Raw genomic sequence first — 14,455 nt, 5'->3', positions numbered from 1 at the left:
GCGACAGCCCGGTGATCCGGTACTCCGCCACGATCAACTCACGCGCCCCAGCCCCCCTCATGCAGAGCTCAACGAGCCACCCGAGCACCGAGCCACGGCCAACCGTGCACGAGGTCGTCAGTTGACAACACTGTCCTCAAACGGGTCGTCTGGGCCGCGGTGGCCATGACCGTGGCGATCAGTGCCGGCCTGTGGCACGCGGGAGTAACTCTTGCCGTGTCACCACAGGACACTGGTCCGCGTCTGTTGGATTCACGGGCGGTCCGTCCGCATCCCTGTATTGGTCTCCCCTGTGGCCCCGTCACGATGCCCACCGCGGGGAGCCCGGGAGTCTTTCCGCCACCGCGCCTGCTCTGCCGGGTTCCTTGTCTGCCACTGAGCTGGAGCAGGAGACCGCGGAGGCGGCTCACGTCGACGACGGTCCTCGCCCGTACCCTTCGCGCTCGCTATGACGAATTTATTCACATCCCACGGTTCTCAATACCAGAACCACGAGTTGTTGGATTTCTAGATCGGTGATTTCTAGAGTGAGCACGCGACGTCGCACCGACCGCACCACGCACTCGCCAAGGCGTCCCGGAGGAGGAACGGTCGTCGACTTCACGGCTGATCAGTTCGCACTTCGTTCCGTCTGAAACGTTCACGACACAGCGAAAGAGCCACATGAAGACCTTCACCCTGCCCGGCACCGACATGGTGGTCCCCAACGTCGTCCTTGGACTGATGCGCATCCAGGACATGACCGACGAGGCGGTGCGCACACTCGTAAACACTGCACGCGACGCCGGCATCACCTTCCTCGATCACGCCGACGTCTACGGCTCGGACTACCACGGTTGCGAGCGTCGGTTCGCTGAAGCCATGAAACTCAGCTCGTCGGAGCGTGAGCAGTTCGTCATTCAGACGAAGGCCGGCATCGTCAAGGACGGGCCGTACTTCGACTTCTCCTACGACCACATCATCGAGTCCGTGAACGGTTCACTCCAGGCACTGAACACGGACTATCTCGACATCCTGCTGCTGCACCGTCCCGACGCTCTCGTCGAGCCGGAGGAGGTGGCCCGCGCCTTCGACGAGCTGTCGGCGGCGGGCAAGGTGCGCGCCTTCGGCGTCTCCAACCAGACTCCCCGACAGCTCGACCTCCTGCGCAAGCACGTGACGCAACCGATCGTGGCGAACCAGCTTCAGCTGTCGATCACTCACGCCCCGATGATCGCGCAGGGCGTCGCAGCGAATATGCAGAACCTCGATCAGTCGGTCGTACGTGATGACGGAGTCGTCGACTACTGCCGTCTGCACGACATCACCATCCAGGCGTGGTCGCCCTTCCAGGCCGGATTCTTCGACGGCCCGTTCCTCGGTTCCGAACGCTTCCCCGAGCTGAACGCAGTGATCGACCGGCTGAGCGACAAATACGGCGTGCCGGCCGAGGCGATCGCGGTCGCCTGGATCACGCGCCACCCCGCACAGATGCAGGTCGTGCTCGGCACGACCACGCCGGAACGCGTCACGGCCGCCGCGCTCGGTTCCGACATCCCTCTCAGCCGATCCGAATGGTACGAACTGTTCCGCGCCGCCGGATACAAAGTGCCCTAGCCTCTGACTTGTCCCGACGACCATTCCGCTCGCACTTCTCGTGACGCCGTCTACGACTCAGGGTGTGAGCGCCTCCGGAAGACGTCCTCGGTGCGTCGCCGCCTGGTCCGGTGGCCGAGGCGCCCCTACGGCGGGTGAGGCGGTTGGTCGAATGCGGTGTCCGGTGACCGTCGGGCCGCAGCCGACCCACGTCAACATCGACCTGTCCCTCCCGCCGGACCTCAAGGTCCGGCGGGAGGGAACAGAGGGTCAGCAGTGGCTGTCCGGCTGCAGCCGTGAGGCAGCGTCTACGGTGATGCCGCCCGCCGTTTGATGTCCCGCGCGGCTATTCGCTCGGCCTCCGACTCGCGGCGCCGGTCAGCGCGACCACGGCGTACGACGCAACGGCCTCAGCCGACGTTGAAGTCGAGGTTGGTCACGTACCAGGAGCCCTCGATCCTGCTGGACTCGACCTTGATGTCCAACTGGTCCTGCGTCACCCCGGTCGAGTGGGACAGGACGATCTTGTCGAGGGCCTGGCCGTCAACATTGATCTTGGCTGCGGGGACCGTGACCTTGTCTCCTGTGCCGAGGTCCTGCGTGACCTCCACCTTCGGATCGTTCGAAGGTGGGTCGGGAGTGAACGACTCCTTGAACTGTCCGAGGGTCGCCTTCATCCGCTCACGCTCGGGCGCGCCATCGCCGCATGTCTTCGTACTGCCGACCTGCGCGGGCCGGGAACCGTCCGCCGGCTCCGCCATCAGCAGGCACGCCTCCTCGACATCGCCCTTGATGATCGCCGCGACCCAGCCGGTGACCGCCTTCTCGGCAGAGGACCGGTCCACGCCCGACGCCGCTGACGAGCCTCCCTCGGGCGACTTGCTCTTGTCGTCGACCGGGGAACTGCTTACGGGCTGCTTCTGGCCCTCGCCGGACTCCGGGTCCTCCGAGCAGCCGGACAGACCCACGACCGCCGCGACGGCAGCTCCCGCGATCGCACCGACGCGCCTCGTCCTCTGATCCACTAACACCACTTCGACAGCCTTTCCCTAAAACCTCAAATGCAACACCAGAACCATGAGGCGCCCCCCGTCTCGGCTCTGCTTCCCCCCTCCAGACGATGGAGAAGACCGAGCGGTTCTGTTTCGCACGGGCGTCTTCGCATTCGACACGCGTTTCGTCACCGGCGGGTCACAGGTCAAAGTGCATGAGAACTACCAGCTCCAGGGGTCTGTCTCGTCCGACGGGGGCGGCGATAAGCCGCGCTCCGGACAACTCGAACTCAGGGGGACAGCATGCGGTACGTCAACGGAATGCGCGGTTCGGCGATGGCGGTCCTCGTGGCTTCGGCGGCCCTGGCGGTGGCGGGATGTCAGCCCGGTGAGGGCGGTGCGGACAGCGCAGACGGCGGCGTCACTCCGTCCGGGGCCGTCAGTTCAGCGGCCTCCTCCCCCGCGCCTGCGTCGTCCACCCCCGCTCCGGGCGGTTCGGCGCCGACCTGTTCCGCCGGCAGCCTGAAGGCAACCGCCCGTCAGGCCGCCGCGCGGCCGGCCGGTACGGGGACCGGGGCGGCCATCGTCGAGTTCACCAACGTGTCCGCACAGACGTGCGTCCTCACGGGGCACCCCACGGTGGCCGGCGCCGGGAACGGCTCTCCCGAGATGAACGTGCCGCTCACTGTCAAGCCGACCGGAGCCGCGACGTCGGTGAAGGTGACCCCCGGTGGCAAAGCGTGGGTGAAGCTGACGTTCGTGCAGGTGCAGGGAGAGGCCGACGGGTACTGCGTGTCCGGTTCGGCACCCGTGCTGTATCCCACGATGGTCGTCCGGCTGCCGGGGTCCGGAGCGCACCAGGTGGCTCTGGACGACGGGCAGTTCGCCGAGTGCGACGACACCGTGACCGTCACCGCCGTAGCGGCCGTACAGCCTTCTTGACCGACACCAGGCGCAACACCAACGCGCATAACAGGACGATGTCGAGCGGATCGGGGTCAGTTCTCACTGAGCGCCGTTGCTGGCGCCAGCGCCATCAGGACACCGGGCACCACACCGGAGGCAAACCACCGCCCTTGTCCAAGGGGTCGGCCGCACCGACGACGCGCCCTGGGCCGGACACCACACTCGCCAGATACTTCACCGGGGAGTTCTTCACGACCAAGGACTCCCGGGCGCTCCAGTCCGCGGCAGCCAAAGTATGCCGTTGACCAGCTACCGCTTGGACCAGACCGGAGGCCGTCCCGGCTTCATACCCACCGGCAAGAGCGGTTCCAGCATGGCCCCTTGCTTGCGCGTCAGATCTCCACGCCCCAAAAGTGGATCATGACAGGCCCTGATGCGTTTCCGACATAGGCCCTAGTACGCCAGCAGCACACCTCCCCAGCTGTCAGGGCCGACCGCTTGAGGGCCCTGGCAGCGCACAAGTCGCACTTCCTTCCGCGTCTTCTCCAGGTACCGTCCGGATCCGGGGCCGATCTCCAGCACTGTGTCGGGCACCGCGGCTAAGACACCGAGGGCCCGCAACTCGTCGACGGTGGACTGGGGCCCCCGGGGTCCCGTTCATGACCTCGTCGATGTAATCCCCCACCGACAGACCGGCCGCCCGCGCGGCCCGCATCGTCGGCTCGAACGGGATGCAATCATCGACGCCACCGCTGGGGGCGGTACTGCGCACGAGGCGGAACCCAGCGCGCTCCAACAACCGCTTCGCCCCAGATTTCATGGCGGACTTCGCCCTGTCTGCTGCCGTCATCGGTCCACCCCTTCCCCGGCCACCCATGCCGCAGCCAGGAACACGGTGACGCAGCGCCTCAAAGCCAGGGAGCCGAACCCGGTGGTCCAGCGGGGACAGGCCTTTGCCGCGCGGCTCTGCTCGGCGCACAACTCGTACGTACGCCTTGAGGAAGCAGGGACACGCTCAGCGAGGCCCCGGGCAGCAACATGACCCCGGACCTGTCTCCAAGGACTGCTCGGTTCCCTCTTCATCCCGGATGAAGTCGTTCCTCGAGGTGGTCTGCTCTTCTCTTGGCGCCAAACGGTGCGGTTTCGGTATCTTCCGGGCGGCTGCGGTCGTTGGTGCGATGTCCGTGTTGGGTTCCGAGTCCGGAGCTTCAGTGACCGATCCCGCTGTCCCGTCCCCACATCCTGAACTGCTCCGCACACGTGTACAGGACCCGTACCCCTACTTCGCCTGGTTGCGCCGGCATGCGCCCGCCCACGCGGACCGCAGGCCCGGACGTCCCACCGTGTGGCAGATCTCCCGCTACGCGGACGTCCGGGCTCTGCTGAGCGACCGCCGACTGAGCAAGGACCCGGCCCGGGTACCCGGCTACGTTCCGGGGCCCTCCGGGCTCAACCGGCATGTGGTCCACGCGGATCCCCCAGACCACACCCGGTTGCGGACCCTGGTGAACGCGGCGTTCATCCCCCGCCGGATCGCGAAGCTCGAACCCGTCATCACGGACACCGCGTGCCGTCTGCTGGAGAAGATCAAGGACCACGCCCACGTGGATGTGATCGCGGACTTCGCGGCCCCCCTGACGTTCCGGATGATCTGCGCGATCCTCGGAGTTCCCCGGGAACTGGACAGCCAAGCGACCCGCGACACCCTCATGGCCACCATCACCTCCGCCCCCGGAGCGGACCCGGCCCGGGTGGAAAACGACCTGCACGTTCTGCTGGACACGCTGATCGCCGGCAAACGCGGCGGGGACGAAACCGACGTGGTGGACCTGCTCGGCGCCCTGGTGCGGGCGAGTGACGAGAGCGGGGCGATGAGCGAAGCCGAACTGCGGTCCACGGCCTACCTGTTGCTCATGGTGGGCCACGACACCACCATGAACCTCATCGGGAACGGCACGCTCGCCCTGCTCCGCAACCCCGGCCAGACCGCCCGGCTCACCGCACCGCATGTCGACCCCGACGCTGTCGCGACCGCGGTCGAGGAACTGCTGCGCTACGACTCCCCGGTACGGGACGCGACCTTCAGGTGCGCGGCACAACCGATCTCCCTCCACGGGCAGCGGATCGGCGAGGGAGCCATCGTCAGTCTCCTGATCGGCTCCGCCAACCGGGACGAGACCCACTTCCCGGACGCGGACCGCCTCGATGTGACCCGCACACCCAACGACCACCTCGCCTTCGGGCACGGCCCGCACTTCTGCATCGGCGCCGCCCTCGCCCGCCTCGAAGGCGCCATCGCCTTCCCGCTGCTGCTGCGCCGCCTGGGCTCCGTGCGACTGGCCAAGCCGGCCGACGAACTCGTGTGGCGGCCGACCCGGGTCATGCGGGGACTGGCCGCCCTGCCCGTCGTGCGGAACTGACCCGCCCCGACCCCGCGCACCGCACCGGACATCCCTCTGCCCAGGAGCACAACCGATGGACAGTCAAGACCCCGTCGTCGTGAGCGAACCGCGCCGCGGCGTCCTGCTCATGACCCTCAACAGACCCCACGTCCGCAACGCAGTCGACCGGCCCCTGGCCCAGGCGCTGGACGCGGCTCTCACTCGCCTGGAGACCGACCCGGCCCTGACCGTCGGCATCCTGACCGGGGCAGGCGGCCACTTCTGCTCCGGCATGGACCTGAAGACCTTCCCTGCCGAAGGGGTGCCGGTCGTCGCCGACCGCGGACTTGCCGGCCTGACGCGCGCCCGCCTGCGCACACCGCTCATCGCCGCCGTCGAGGGCGCGGCCGTCGCCGGCGGTTTCGAACTCGCCCTTGCCTGCGACCTCATCACCGCCGCGGACACCGCCTTCTTCGCCCTGCCCGAAGTCGCTCGAGGGCTGGTCGCCGCCGAGGGCGGGGCCATCCGCCTCCCCGGCCGCCTGCCGTACCACGTGGCCATGGAGATGCTCCTGACCGCGTCACCGCTGCCCGCAGCGGACGCGGCACGCCACGGACTCGTCAACCAGCTCGGCCCGGAAGGCCAGGCTCTGGCCGCAGCCCTCACCCTGGCCGAACGCGTCCAAGCCCATTCCCGCGAAGCGGTCCACATCACGAAGCGGATCGTCCAGGACACCCGCGGCCTCGACGACCACACCGCCTATACAGTTCAGGACCCCCTCAGCAGACCCGTCTTCATCACGACTACAGCCACCGAAGGCGCCATCGCGTTCACCGAGAAGCGCCCACCGGCCTGGCAGCGGTCGACGTCCCTCCCCACCGAACGCTGAGGGTGGCAGCACCTGGCCCCAGCAATTGGATAGTTCCGTTCACGGGACTGTCCCCTCGGTCCTTGTGTGCGCCCGGCCGCGGGCGTTGCCGCCGGGTGCCGTGGGTCTCCTGGTGGCGGCGGCGGTCGAGATGTTCAGACGATCCTGGCTGTCGACTGCGCCGCTCACCCGTGCGTCCGATCCGCTCCGGTTGCCTCGCCCAGCAGCGCGGCGAGGCGAACTGCGGTTTTCTCTCCGGCTCGCTGCCTGATGAGGCCCTCTTTGGCAGCCGCACGCAGCCAGATCTCCGAGCTGTCCTCATCGACCCTCAGTACTCGCGCGGTCACCACTACCGGATTCAGACTGCCGGCACCGCCGCCGACAACGACACGGATCGTCGCATCGTCCTCGTCTGAGCCAACGGGCACCGTCTCGACTGCGTGGCCCGCCCCCCTGAGTACACCGGATACGCGCCTCACGACATCGTCGAACGGCAAGGGAACAAGCAGATCGATCTCGTGGACGTTCTTGCTCATCAGCTTGGCCACAACCCGGACCAAGCGACCACCACCAACCGTCGCGCCGAGAGCGGCTAGCTCCTCAGCCAAAATCTGGTCTTCGCTCTGATCCACGAGCCCCGCCCTCACCGCTAAATCGCCCTACCAGGCCGCCACATGACGCGCTGCCGGCAGACCATGGTGACGCATGCCGATCAAAGAGTCGTGCCCGGCTTCATTTTCCTTCTCCGGCCACGCCTACTGGGCAGAACCTGGAGGTGTCCCGGCTCACCGTTGGCCACGAACCGTGTCAGGGATCCCGCCGACCGGCGAGTTCCGCCGCGAACTGCGCGCCGGTCAGCAGGGCGAGGTTGGACAGCCACAGCCAGATCAGGAAGACGACGACGCCGGCGAGTGAGCCGTAGAGCCTGCTGTAGGCACCGATGGTGGCGGCGTACGAGGAGAAACCCGCGGAGACCGTCAGCCACAGCGCGGCGGCCAGCGCTCCGCCGGGAAGGCTGTGCCGGCCCGGGCGGGCGGACGCCGGTCCGGTGTGGAAGACGACCACCACGAGCAGGGCGACCAGGCACAGCAGCACGGGCCAGCGCAGCAGACTCCATGTCCAGGCCGCCGTGTGGTCCAGGCCGAAGGCGTGGCCCAGGGTCTCGGCGAGCGGGCCGGTCAGCAGGAGGGTCAGCGAGCCGAGCAGGAGCAGCCCGAGCAGCCCGAGCGCGGTGAGGACGATGCGGGGTGCCTTGCGCCACGGGGAGCGCCGGTCCTCGACGCGGTGCATGCGGTGCAGGGCACGGCGGAAGACGGCGAGGTAACTGGACGCCGACCACAGGGCGCTGGCCACGCCGACCGCGAGTAGCGGCCAGGTCGTCCCGTCCGTGCGCAGCGCGTGGGTCAGCACCGCGTGCAGAGCGGCCCCGGCTTCGGCCGGCGCGTAGGCGGTGACGTGGGAGACGAACTCCTGAGCAGTGTCCGGGCTGATCATCCCGAACGCCAGGACGGCGGCCAGCATCGCGGGCAGCACGGCGAGGATCGCGTAGTACGTCAGGGCCGCCGCATAGTCGGACATGTCGTCGTTCCACAGAGCCACCGGAGTACGCCGCAGGGCGGGCCACCAGTTCGCTGGGAGCCGGGGCCGCAGGAGCCGGCGGGCGACCGCGGCGTAAGGCTCAGCCGACATGGGGTGTGGGGTTCCGTCGAACGTCAGGGGCCTCGTGGACACCGCAAGCCATCACGGGCCGCGTTCGTCCGCGGAACATCTCCAGCTTCCCTTGGCGGACGGACGCGGAGGCTTTCGCCGTACGAGCCCTCGACTCGCCGGGGCGGGCCCCGGGGGCCGGGCCCGTGGCTCCGGCCCGCACATCCCGGACGCCGTCCTCGTCGAAGAACCCCGCGAGCGCCGACGCTGTGTCCGCGGTCGTCCCCACAAAGGGTGTGCTCGTCCCCATCCCTGTCCTCATCCGCCTCTCACCGGATCCTCCGGATCCATTCCCGACGGCTGCCCCGTCGACGTGCGGTTACGCGCTCTGCAGCCCCATTCACTTGATTGGACCCGTCCCGGCCGCGGCTGTGACGCGGCGACCGGGAAACGGCGGGGCCGTGGCGGGCGTACCGCCCTGAACTACAGGTGAGGCACAGGAGCGGTCGTGATCAGATGTCCGACGGCGATCCACACCCCCACCGCCGCGGTCGCGAACCGGAACCTGCGCACGCGGCCGGCCGAGACCGGATCCGGGCGGGGTCCGACGGGCAGACCGACCACGCTGGTAGCCGTCCCTGCCAGGGCAGACGGGGCAAGCAGGCTGGGAGGGGCCGACGGCAGCGGGCGAACCCCGGTGTCCGTCCCGACCGGACGGGTGCGCCGGGTGCGTCGAACCGGTCTCGGGGTCGGAGGAACGGCCGGGGCCGGCAGGGGTGGCAGCGCGTGGGCCAAACCGCTGAGGAACGCCGCGTAGGAGGCCCGCCGCAGTCCGGTGGGCGTGGTGCGCCCAGTCTCCCTGGAACGCACGGTCGCTGTGGTCACCCCGAACGCTGTGGCCACCTGGCACTACTCGCCCATCTAAAGGGCTGAACCAGCGGCGTCGGCCCGCTCGGGGGCCGGAAGCAGGAGACGGGGCCTGACCGCCTCGCCGATTACCGGGCGCCGTGGTACCCCAGGCCCAGGGCCAAGGCCGCTGTCGCGGTGCCGAGGAACACGATCCCACCCACGACGTTGCGGGAGCCGACGCGCAGGTGGGCGATGATGGCCCCGATGAAATAGAGCACCAGGCCGGAAGCCGCGAGGGTTCCGAGTACGGGCACGGCGAGTCCGGCCAGCAGCCCTGCGGTACCCGCGGCGAGCAGCATGCCCAGTACCGGTACCCACTTCCGGGGCAGTCCTTTCATGTCCGCCTGGGTCCTGGGGTACTCGTGGCCGATCAGGTAGGTGACGGCGGCGGCACCGTTGAAGACCGCGCCGAGGATGGTCACCGTGAGGTAGGCGGCGAACAAGGCATCTCCATCTCTGTAGCGGGCGGCACTGCTGGGCAGCCCGTTGCAACATGCGCTTCGCCTGTAAGAGGGGCCGGCGCCTCGTTTTCGTGACATCGGCGGGCGGTCCGGGGCACCCAGCGCCCCTGAGAGTCCTTGGGCGAGATCGCACGATGGTGCTGCCGGAAGCGGGCGACGATCTCGGCGACCGGCCCTACCGCCGTCCGCTACGAGGCCACTGCGCTGGTCGCAATGATCAAAGAATGGATATCAGTGGTTCCGGCGTGCCCATGATCGCTAGCCTCACCGGCTATGAAGCAGCGCCGGCAGAAGAAGCTCTCCCAGGCAATCCTGTCAGGTGACGCCAGCGGCGCGAAGAGCCTGCTGCGCGACGGTGCGAGTCCGGAGAGAAGGAACACTGACGGCACAACTCCTCTGTACCTGGCATCGGTGCAGGGAGAGGCCGAGGTGGCCCGCTTGCTCATGGAGGCCGGGGCTTCCCCTGACGCTGAAAGCAGCGGCCCCGGCTCCGAGGGCACACCGCTGTCCGCAGCTGCCTGCTGGGGACACACCGCAACGGTCCGGGAACTGTTGACGTATGGCGCGGATCCCACCCTCCGCGAAGACCACGGCGCAGGCCGGTCCCCGCTGGACTGGGCGGACAATGGCCCCCACCCCGACACTGCCGAAATCCTCAGGGCAGCAGGAGCGCGCTCAACCACGAAAGCTCGCCCAGCTCCGTAGCCAGGAGAATCTCACCACTCACCTTCGCCACAGCCCCTCGACCGGTTTACCAACAGACGCGCGCTACGTCAGGCAGAGGCGACCGCCACGCTCTCGGGCTGTGGCCAGTACTCAAAACGTGCGCCGAGACACCGCCGACCCGGTCGAGCTCCTCGACCCAGCCCTCCCCAGCGCGGGCATGCCGCGACCGACCCGGCGCCCCACCGGCTTTCGGCCGGTGATCACCGACGGGCCCGAACCGGAAGGCCGACCGGAGATAAACTGTCCTGCTGCGCCCGCCCTGACCGACCACCAGGGAACGGCGTGAATCGGGGGCATGATCCATGGACATCGAAGTGCTGGGCCCTGTCCGGTTACGGGACACCGAACGCGGCGCGATCACGCTCGGGGGGCCCAAGCAGCGCACGCTTGTGGCCCTGTTGGCGTGCGAGGGCGGCCGGGCGGTGCCGGTCGACCGGATCGTCGACGCGCTGTGGGGTGAACGTCTGCCCGGAGATCCCCGGCGATCGCTGCACACGCACGTCTCGGCCCTGCGCAGCATTCTTGGCCCGGGAGTGCTGGTTCGGGAGGGCGACGCCTACCGGATCGACCTCCCGGCATACCGGGTCGACGTGCGTGACTTCGCCGACGACGTGGCGGCCGCCCGCCGTGCGGCCGCCGAGTGCCGGCCCGAAGACGCCGTGGACGCGTACGTCCGGGCGCTGGGCCGCTGGCGCGGTGCGGCACTGGGCGGAACCTCGGGCGCCTGGGCGGTCGGCGAGAGCAGTCGGCTGACCGAGCTGCGCCTGGACGTTCAGGAAGACCTGCTGGACGCTGCCGTTCCGCTCGGCTGGGACGTCGTACCGGTGGACGAGCTGGCGGCCATGACGAAACGTCACCCGTTGCGGGAGCGGCTGCGTGGGCACCTCATGCTCGCGCTCGCCCGGCAGGGCAGGCAGTCGGACGCGCTGATCCGGTATCAGGAGGGGCGGCGGGTTCTCGTCGAGGAGCTCGGCATCGAACCCGGTCCCGGGCTGCGGGCGATCCATCGCCGGGTCCTCGCCGGCGGAGACGGCGGACCACGGCCCGGCGACCGCCTTCCGGGGTCGCCTGCCCGAGGCGTTGAGCCGTCCGCCCGTCGACACGCTCCCGCGACTCCCCCGACCCCGCGCCAACTCCCGCCGGACACACCTGACTTCACCGGCCGCATGGCCGTTCTCCAACACCTGCGCGAGGTCCGCGATCCGGTGCTGACCGTCGCCGGCGCTCCCGGCGTGGGCAAGACGGCCCTGATGGTGCACGCCGCCCACCTGCTGCGTCGCCGCTTCCCCGACGGCCAGTTGTTCGCCGAACTGCACGGCACTCGGGACCGGCCCAAGACCCCCGACGAGGTGCTGGGACGGTTCCTGCTCGCCCTCGGCGTCGCCGAGCACAGCCTGCCGCGACGTACTGGCGAACGCGTCGACCTCTACCGCACCCTGCTCGCCGACCGCCGTGTGCTCGTCGTCCTCGACGACGCGGCCGACGAGCGCCAAGTACGTCCGCTGCTGCCCAGCGGAGCCCGCTGTGCCTGCCTTGTCACCAGCCGGTCGCCACTCGCGGCGCTGGAGGGGGCCCGGCGGCTGGACCTGCCCGAACTGGACGGCACGGACTCCCTCCGACTGCTGGAACGGGTCGCCGGATCCGCCCGGATCGAGGCCGAGCGCGGCCTGGCGCGGGACATCGTCGAACTGTGCGGACACCTGCCGCTCGCGGTGCGGATCGCAGGAGCCAGGCTGTCCGCCCGCCCCGACCTGACACTGCACAGATTCACCGGCCGGTTGCGCGAGGAGCACCGGCGGCTGAACGAACTGGCCATCGGTGATCTGGAGGTGCGCGGCAGCCTCGCCCTCAGCTACGCCGGTGCCTCGCCCCTGGCGCGGGCCGGTCTGCGAAGGGTCGGCTGGCTCGGGCTGCCCGACTTCCCGGCGTGGCTCGTCGCCGTCCTGCTGGACAAGGGCGCCGAGGACGGAGAAGACGTCGTCGACGAACTGGTCCGCGTGCAACTGGTACAGATCGCGGACACGGACGGCACCGGCACCGTCCGCTACCGCCTGCACGACCTGACCCGGCTGTTCGCCTATGAACGTGCCGTGGCCGAGGACGAGCCACACGTCCTGCGCGCGGCGGCCGAGCGCGCCGGGAGCGGCTGGCTGGCTCTGGTCGAAGAGGCGTCCAGCCGCACCCCCGTACGGCTGTTGCGCCCGGGCCCGTCGGCGCACCGCGGGGCGACGGTGGCCGACGCGCGGGTCCGGGAGACGGTACTCGCCGCGCCGGCCGCGTGGTTCGAGGCGGAGCAGTCGGCCCTCGTACGCATGGTCGAGCGCGCCACCGAAGTGGGGCTCGGCCGGCTCGCCACCGACCTGGCGGCCACCCTGTGCGCCTCCTCGTTCGCGATGCACAACCGGTTCCACTCCTGGTGGCGTACCCACTCCGTGGCCCTCAAAGCCGCGCGCCGGGACGGAGACCGTGCGGCGGAGGCGCTCCTGCTGGCCGGTCTGGGCTGGCTGCGCGGCGAACAGGACCGCCATGATGAGGCCGTCGACTACTACGGTCAGGCCCTGGCGCTGTACGAGGACATGGGAGACGCCGGCGGCCTCGTGGTGACCCTGCTGAAGCTGAGCGGGGTTCTCGCGGAGAAGGGAGAGTTCGTGGCGGCGCTGGCCGCCCTGGACCGGCTCCACCCGCTGCTGCACACCCACCACCCGGACATCGGCGCCACGGCGGGGGCCAGGTACAGCCGCGGCAGGATCCTGACGGAGATCGGCCGCTTGGAGGAGGCCCTCGACGAACTCGCGGCGGCCCTACGGGAGTTCCGTGCGGTGGGCGACGAGCACGGCGTCGGCCTCGTGCTGCGCTTCCTCGGCATCACCCGGCGTGCGGCCGACGACTGGGAGGGCGCGGCCCGCGACGCTGCCCGGGCGCTTGCCGCGCTGCGTGGGTCAGGTGACCGGCTGATGACCGCATACGCCGCGCAGTCTCTGGCCAAGACGCGGATCCGTCAGGGGCGGGTGAGCGACGCGCAGGTTCTGCTGCGGGACGCGCTGGAGGTGTGCCGCGAGATGGAGGACGGCTTCGGCCAGGCGCTCGTGCTGCGTACCTGGGGAGAGAGCGAGCTCGCCGCCGGCCGGCCGGCGGACGCCTGCCGGTTCCTGGGCCGGGCCCTGGAGTGGTGGGACTCGCTGGGTCTCCCGCTGTGGCGCGCTCGCACCTTGCGTGACCTGGCCCAGGCCCTTTGGCTGCTGAACCGGTGGAGCGAGGCGGCTGAAGCGCGTGACGAGGCCAGGGCCACGTTCCGCCGCTTCGGAAGCAGGGAGGCGGATGAACCCTTCCCCGTACCGGACCTCACGTCGTCCCCCGCAACCAAACTGCCGGGGCCCTCCTCGCCGGTACCACCGCCCTTGGCGGCCGAGCCAGAGAATCTCCGCAGTTTTCCTTGAGTCCGGCCCCCTAACGTCGACCCCGGGACCGCTTCGGCCCACGACAACGGGGGTTGTCCATGTCCAGTGCGCCCCCAACTCCTCGACCGCATTTGACTGGAGTGCGATCCGATGCAAATGAGAAAGTCACTCGCCGTCCTCTGCAGCGCCGCCGCGCTGACGGTCGGGCTCGGCACGCTCGCCGCGCCGCCCGCTTCCGCGGCGAGTGGGTGCTGGCAGAACGCCGGCTCATGGTGGTGCTACAACCGTGTGGGCGCGCCGGTCTACGGCTACAAGGATCTGGCCTTCTTCTACCCCGACCCCTCCCGGATCGTCGGCTACATGTACTCCAACCCCAGCTGGTTCACCTGTCGTTGGGAGGGCAGCAGCTCGGAGTACTACGTGGGCGGACCGCATCCCTACCGCTGGGAGTGGACGGTGGCCGACAACGGGGCGAGCGGCTGGATGAAGGACACCGCCACGGACGCCGGCGGCCTGCTCCGTGATCCCGGCACCAAGCTGACGTACGACCAGGGCTACGGCTTCCAGTCGCCCGGCACGGGCTTCGAGGGCG

The 14,455-nt window shown here is 69.4% G+C and carries 11 protein-coding genes and 1 pseudogene; 7 read left to right on the top strand and 5 right to left on the bottom strand.

Features of this window, described 5'->3' with window-relative positions:
* The first annotated feature begins 663 nt into the window (after positions 1–663).
* Entirely contained in the window at positions 664–1,596 is a 933-nt protein-coding gene (locus ACWDR3_RS44105; protein ID WP_450358336.1) for an aldo/keto reductase, read from the top strand.
* Positions 1,597–1,985: 389 nt separating this feature from the next.
* On the opposite strand, the gene ACWDR3_RS44100 is transcribed toward ACWDR3_RS44105, so the two are convergent.
* Complete coding sequence (locus ACWDR3_RS44100; RefSeq protein WP_450358335.1) at positions 1,986–2,600, bottom strand: hypothetical protein; 615 nt, start codon at positions 2,598–2,600, stop codon at positions 1,986–1,988.
* Between the two features lie 270 nt (positions 2,601–2,870).
* On the opposite strand from ACWDR3_RS44100, the gene ACWDR3_RS44095 reads away from it, so the two are divergent.
* The gene (locus tag ACWDR3_RS44095; protein ID WP_450358334.1) at positions 2,871–3,509 is read left to right on the top strand and encodes a DUF4232 domain-containing protein; all 639 of its coding nucleotides are present in this window, start codon (positions 2,871–2,873) and stop codon (positions 3,507–3,509) included.
* 492 nt (positions 3,510–4,001) lie between these two features.
* Here the strand turns inward: ACWDR3_RS44095 and ACWDR3_RS44090 are convergent.
* Positions 4,002–4,293, bottom strand: a pseudogene (locus ACWDR3_RS44090) (hypothetical protein); the annotation flags it as partial.
* 391 nt (positions 4,294–4,684) lie between these two features.
* On the opposite strand from ACWDR3_RS44090, the gene ACWDR3_RS44085 reads away from it, so the two are divergent.
* Both ACWDR3_RS44085 and ACWDR3_RS44080 read left to right on the top strand, forming a co-directional pair.
* The gene (locus ACWDR3_RS44085) at positions 4,685–5,893 is read left to right on the top strand and encodes a cytochrome P450 family protein (protein WP_450358333.1); all 1,209 of its coding nucleotides are present in this window, start codon (positions 4,685–4,687) and stop codon (positions 5,891–5,893) included.
* Between the two features lie 55 nt (positions 5,894–5,948).
* A complete protein-coding gene (locus tag ACWDR3_RS44080) occupies positions 5,949–6,743 on the top strand; it encodes a crotonase/enoyl-CoA hydratase family protein (protein ID WP_450358332.1) in 795 nt (264 codons plus the stop codon).
* A 164-nt stretch (positions 6,744–6,907) separates the two neighbouring features.
* On the opposite strand, the gene ACWDR3_RS44075 is transcribed toward ACWDR3_RS44080, so the two are convergent.
* The 3 genes from ACWDR3_RS44075 to ACWDR3_RS44065 all read right to left on the bottom strand — a co-directional run bounded on the left by ACWDR3_RS44075 (position 6,908) and on the right by ACWDR3_RS44065 (position 9,721).
* A complete protein-coding gene (locus ACWDR3_RS44075; RefSeq protein ID WP_450358331.1) occupies positions 6,908–7,354 on the bottom strand; it encodes a hypothetical protein in 447 nt (148 codons plus the stop codon).
* Between the two features lie 175 nt (positions 7,355–7,529).
* Positions 7,530–8,411 (bottom strand): YihY/virulence factor BrkB family protein, encoded by an 882-nt coding sequence (locus ACWDR3_RS44070; RefSeq protein WP_450358330.1) that lies wholly within the window; start codon positions 8,409–8,411, stop codon positions 7,530–7,532.
* A gap of 953 nt (positions 8,412–9,364) precedes the next feature.
* On the bottom strand, positions 9,365–9,721 hold the full coding sequence (locus ACWDR3_RS44065; protein ID WP_450358329.1) for a DoxX family protein: 357 nt from the start codon (positions 9,719–9,721) through the stop codon (positions 9,365–9,367).
* 291 nt (positions 9,722–10,012) lie between these two features.
* Here ACWDR3_RS44065 and ACWDR3_RS44060 point away from each other — a divergent pair, with 291 nt between their 5' ends.
* From ACWDR3_RS44060 to ACWDR3_RS44050, 3 genes are all read left to right on the top strand, one after another.
* On the top strand, positions 10,013–10,444 hold the full coding sequence (locus tag ACWDR3_RS44060; RefSeq protein WP_450358328.1) for an ankyrin repeat domain-containing protein: 432 nt from the start codon (positions 10,013–10,015) through the stop codon (positions 10,442–10,444).
* 323 nt (positions 10,445–10,767) lie between these two features.
* Positions 10,768–13,902, top strand: coding sequence for an AfsR/SARP family transcriptional regulator (locus ACWDR3_RS44055; protein WP_450358327.1), 3,135 nt, complete (start codon positions 10,768–10,770; stop codon positions 13,900–13,902).
* A 117-nt stretch (positions 13,903–14,019) separates the two neighbouring features.
* Positions 14,020–14,455: hypothetical protein (locus ACWDR3_RS44050; RefSeq protein WP_450358326.1), on the top strand; the 436-nt coding region annotated here is incomplete at its 3' end.

This window comes from Streptomyces sp. NPDC001002 (assembly GCF_053599215.1).
Note: the sequence above shows the minus strand (reverse complement) of the source record. Positions and strands in the feature narration are given on the sequence as shown.

Coding starts and splice junctions, on each gene's coding strand:
- ACWDR3_RS44080 (WP_450358332.1), top strand. CDS start 5,949: ATGGACAGTCAAGACCCCGTCGTCGTGAGCGAACCGCGCCGCGGCGTC.
- ACWDR3_RS44070 (WP_450358330.1), bottom strand. CDS start 8,411: ATGTCGGCTGAGCCTTACGCCGCGGTCGCCCGCCGGCTCCTGCGGCCC.
- ACWDR3_RS44055 (WP_450358327.1), top strand. CDS start 10,768: ATGGACATCGAAGTGCTGGGCCCTGTCCGGTTACGGGACACCGAACGC.
- ACWDR3_RS44060 (WP_450358328.1), top strand. CDS start 10,013: ATGAAGCAGCGCCGGCAGAAGAAGCTCTCCCAGGCAATCCTGTCAGGT.
- ACWDR3_RS44105 (WP_450358336.1), top strand. CDS start 664: ATGAAGACCTTCACCCTGCCCGGCACCGACATGGTGGTCCCCAACGTC.
- ACWDR3_RS44095 (WP_450358334.1), top strand. CDS start 2,871: ATGCGGTACGTCAACGGAATGCGCGGTTCGGCGATGGCGGTCCTCGTG.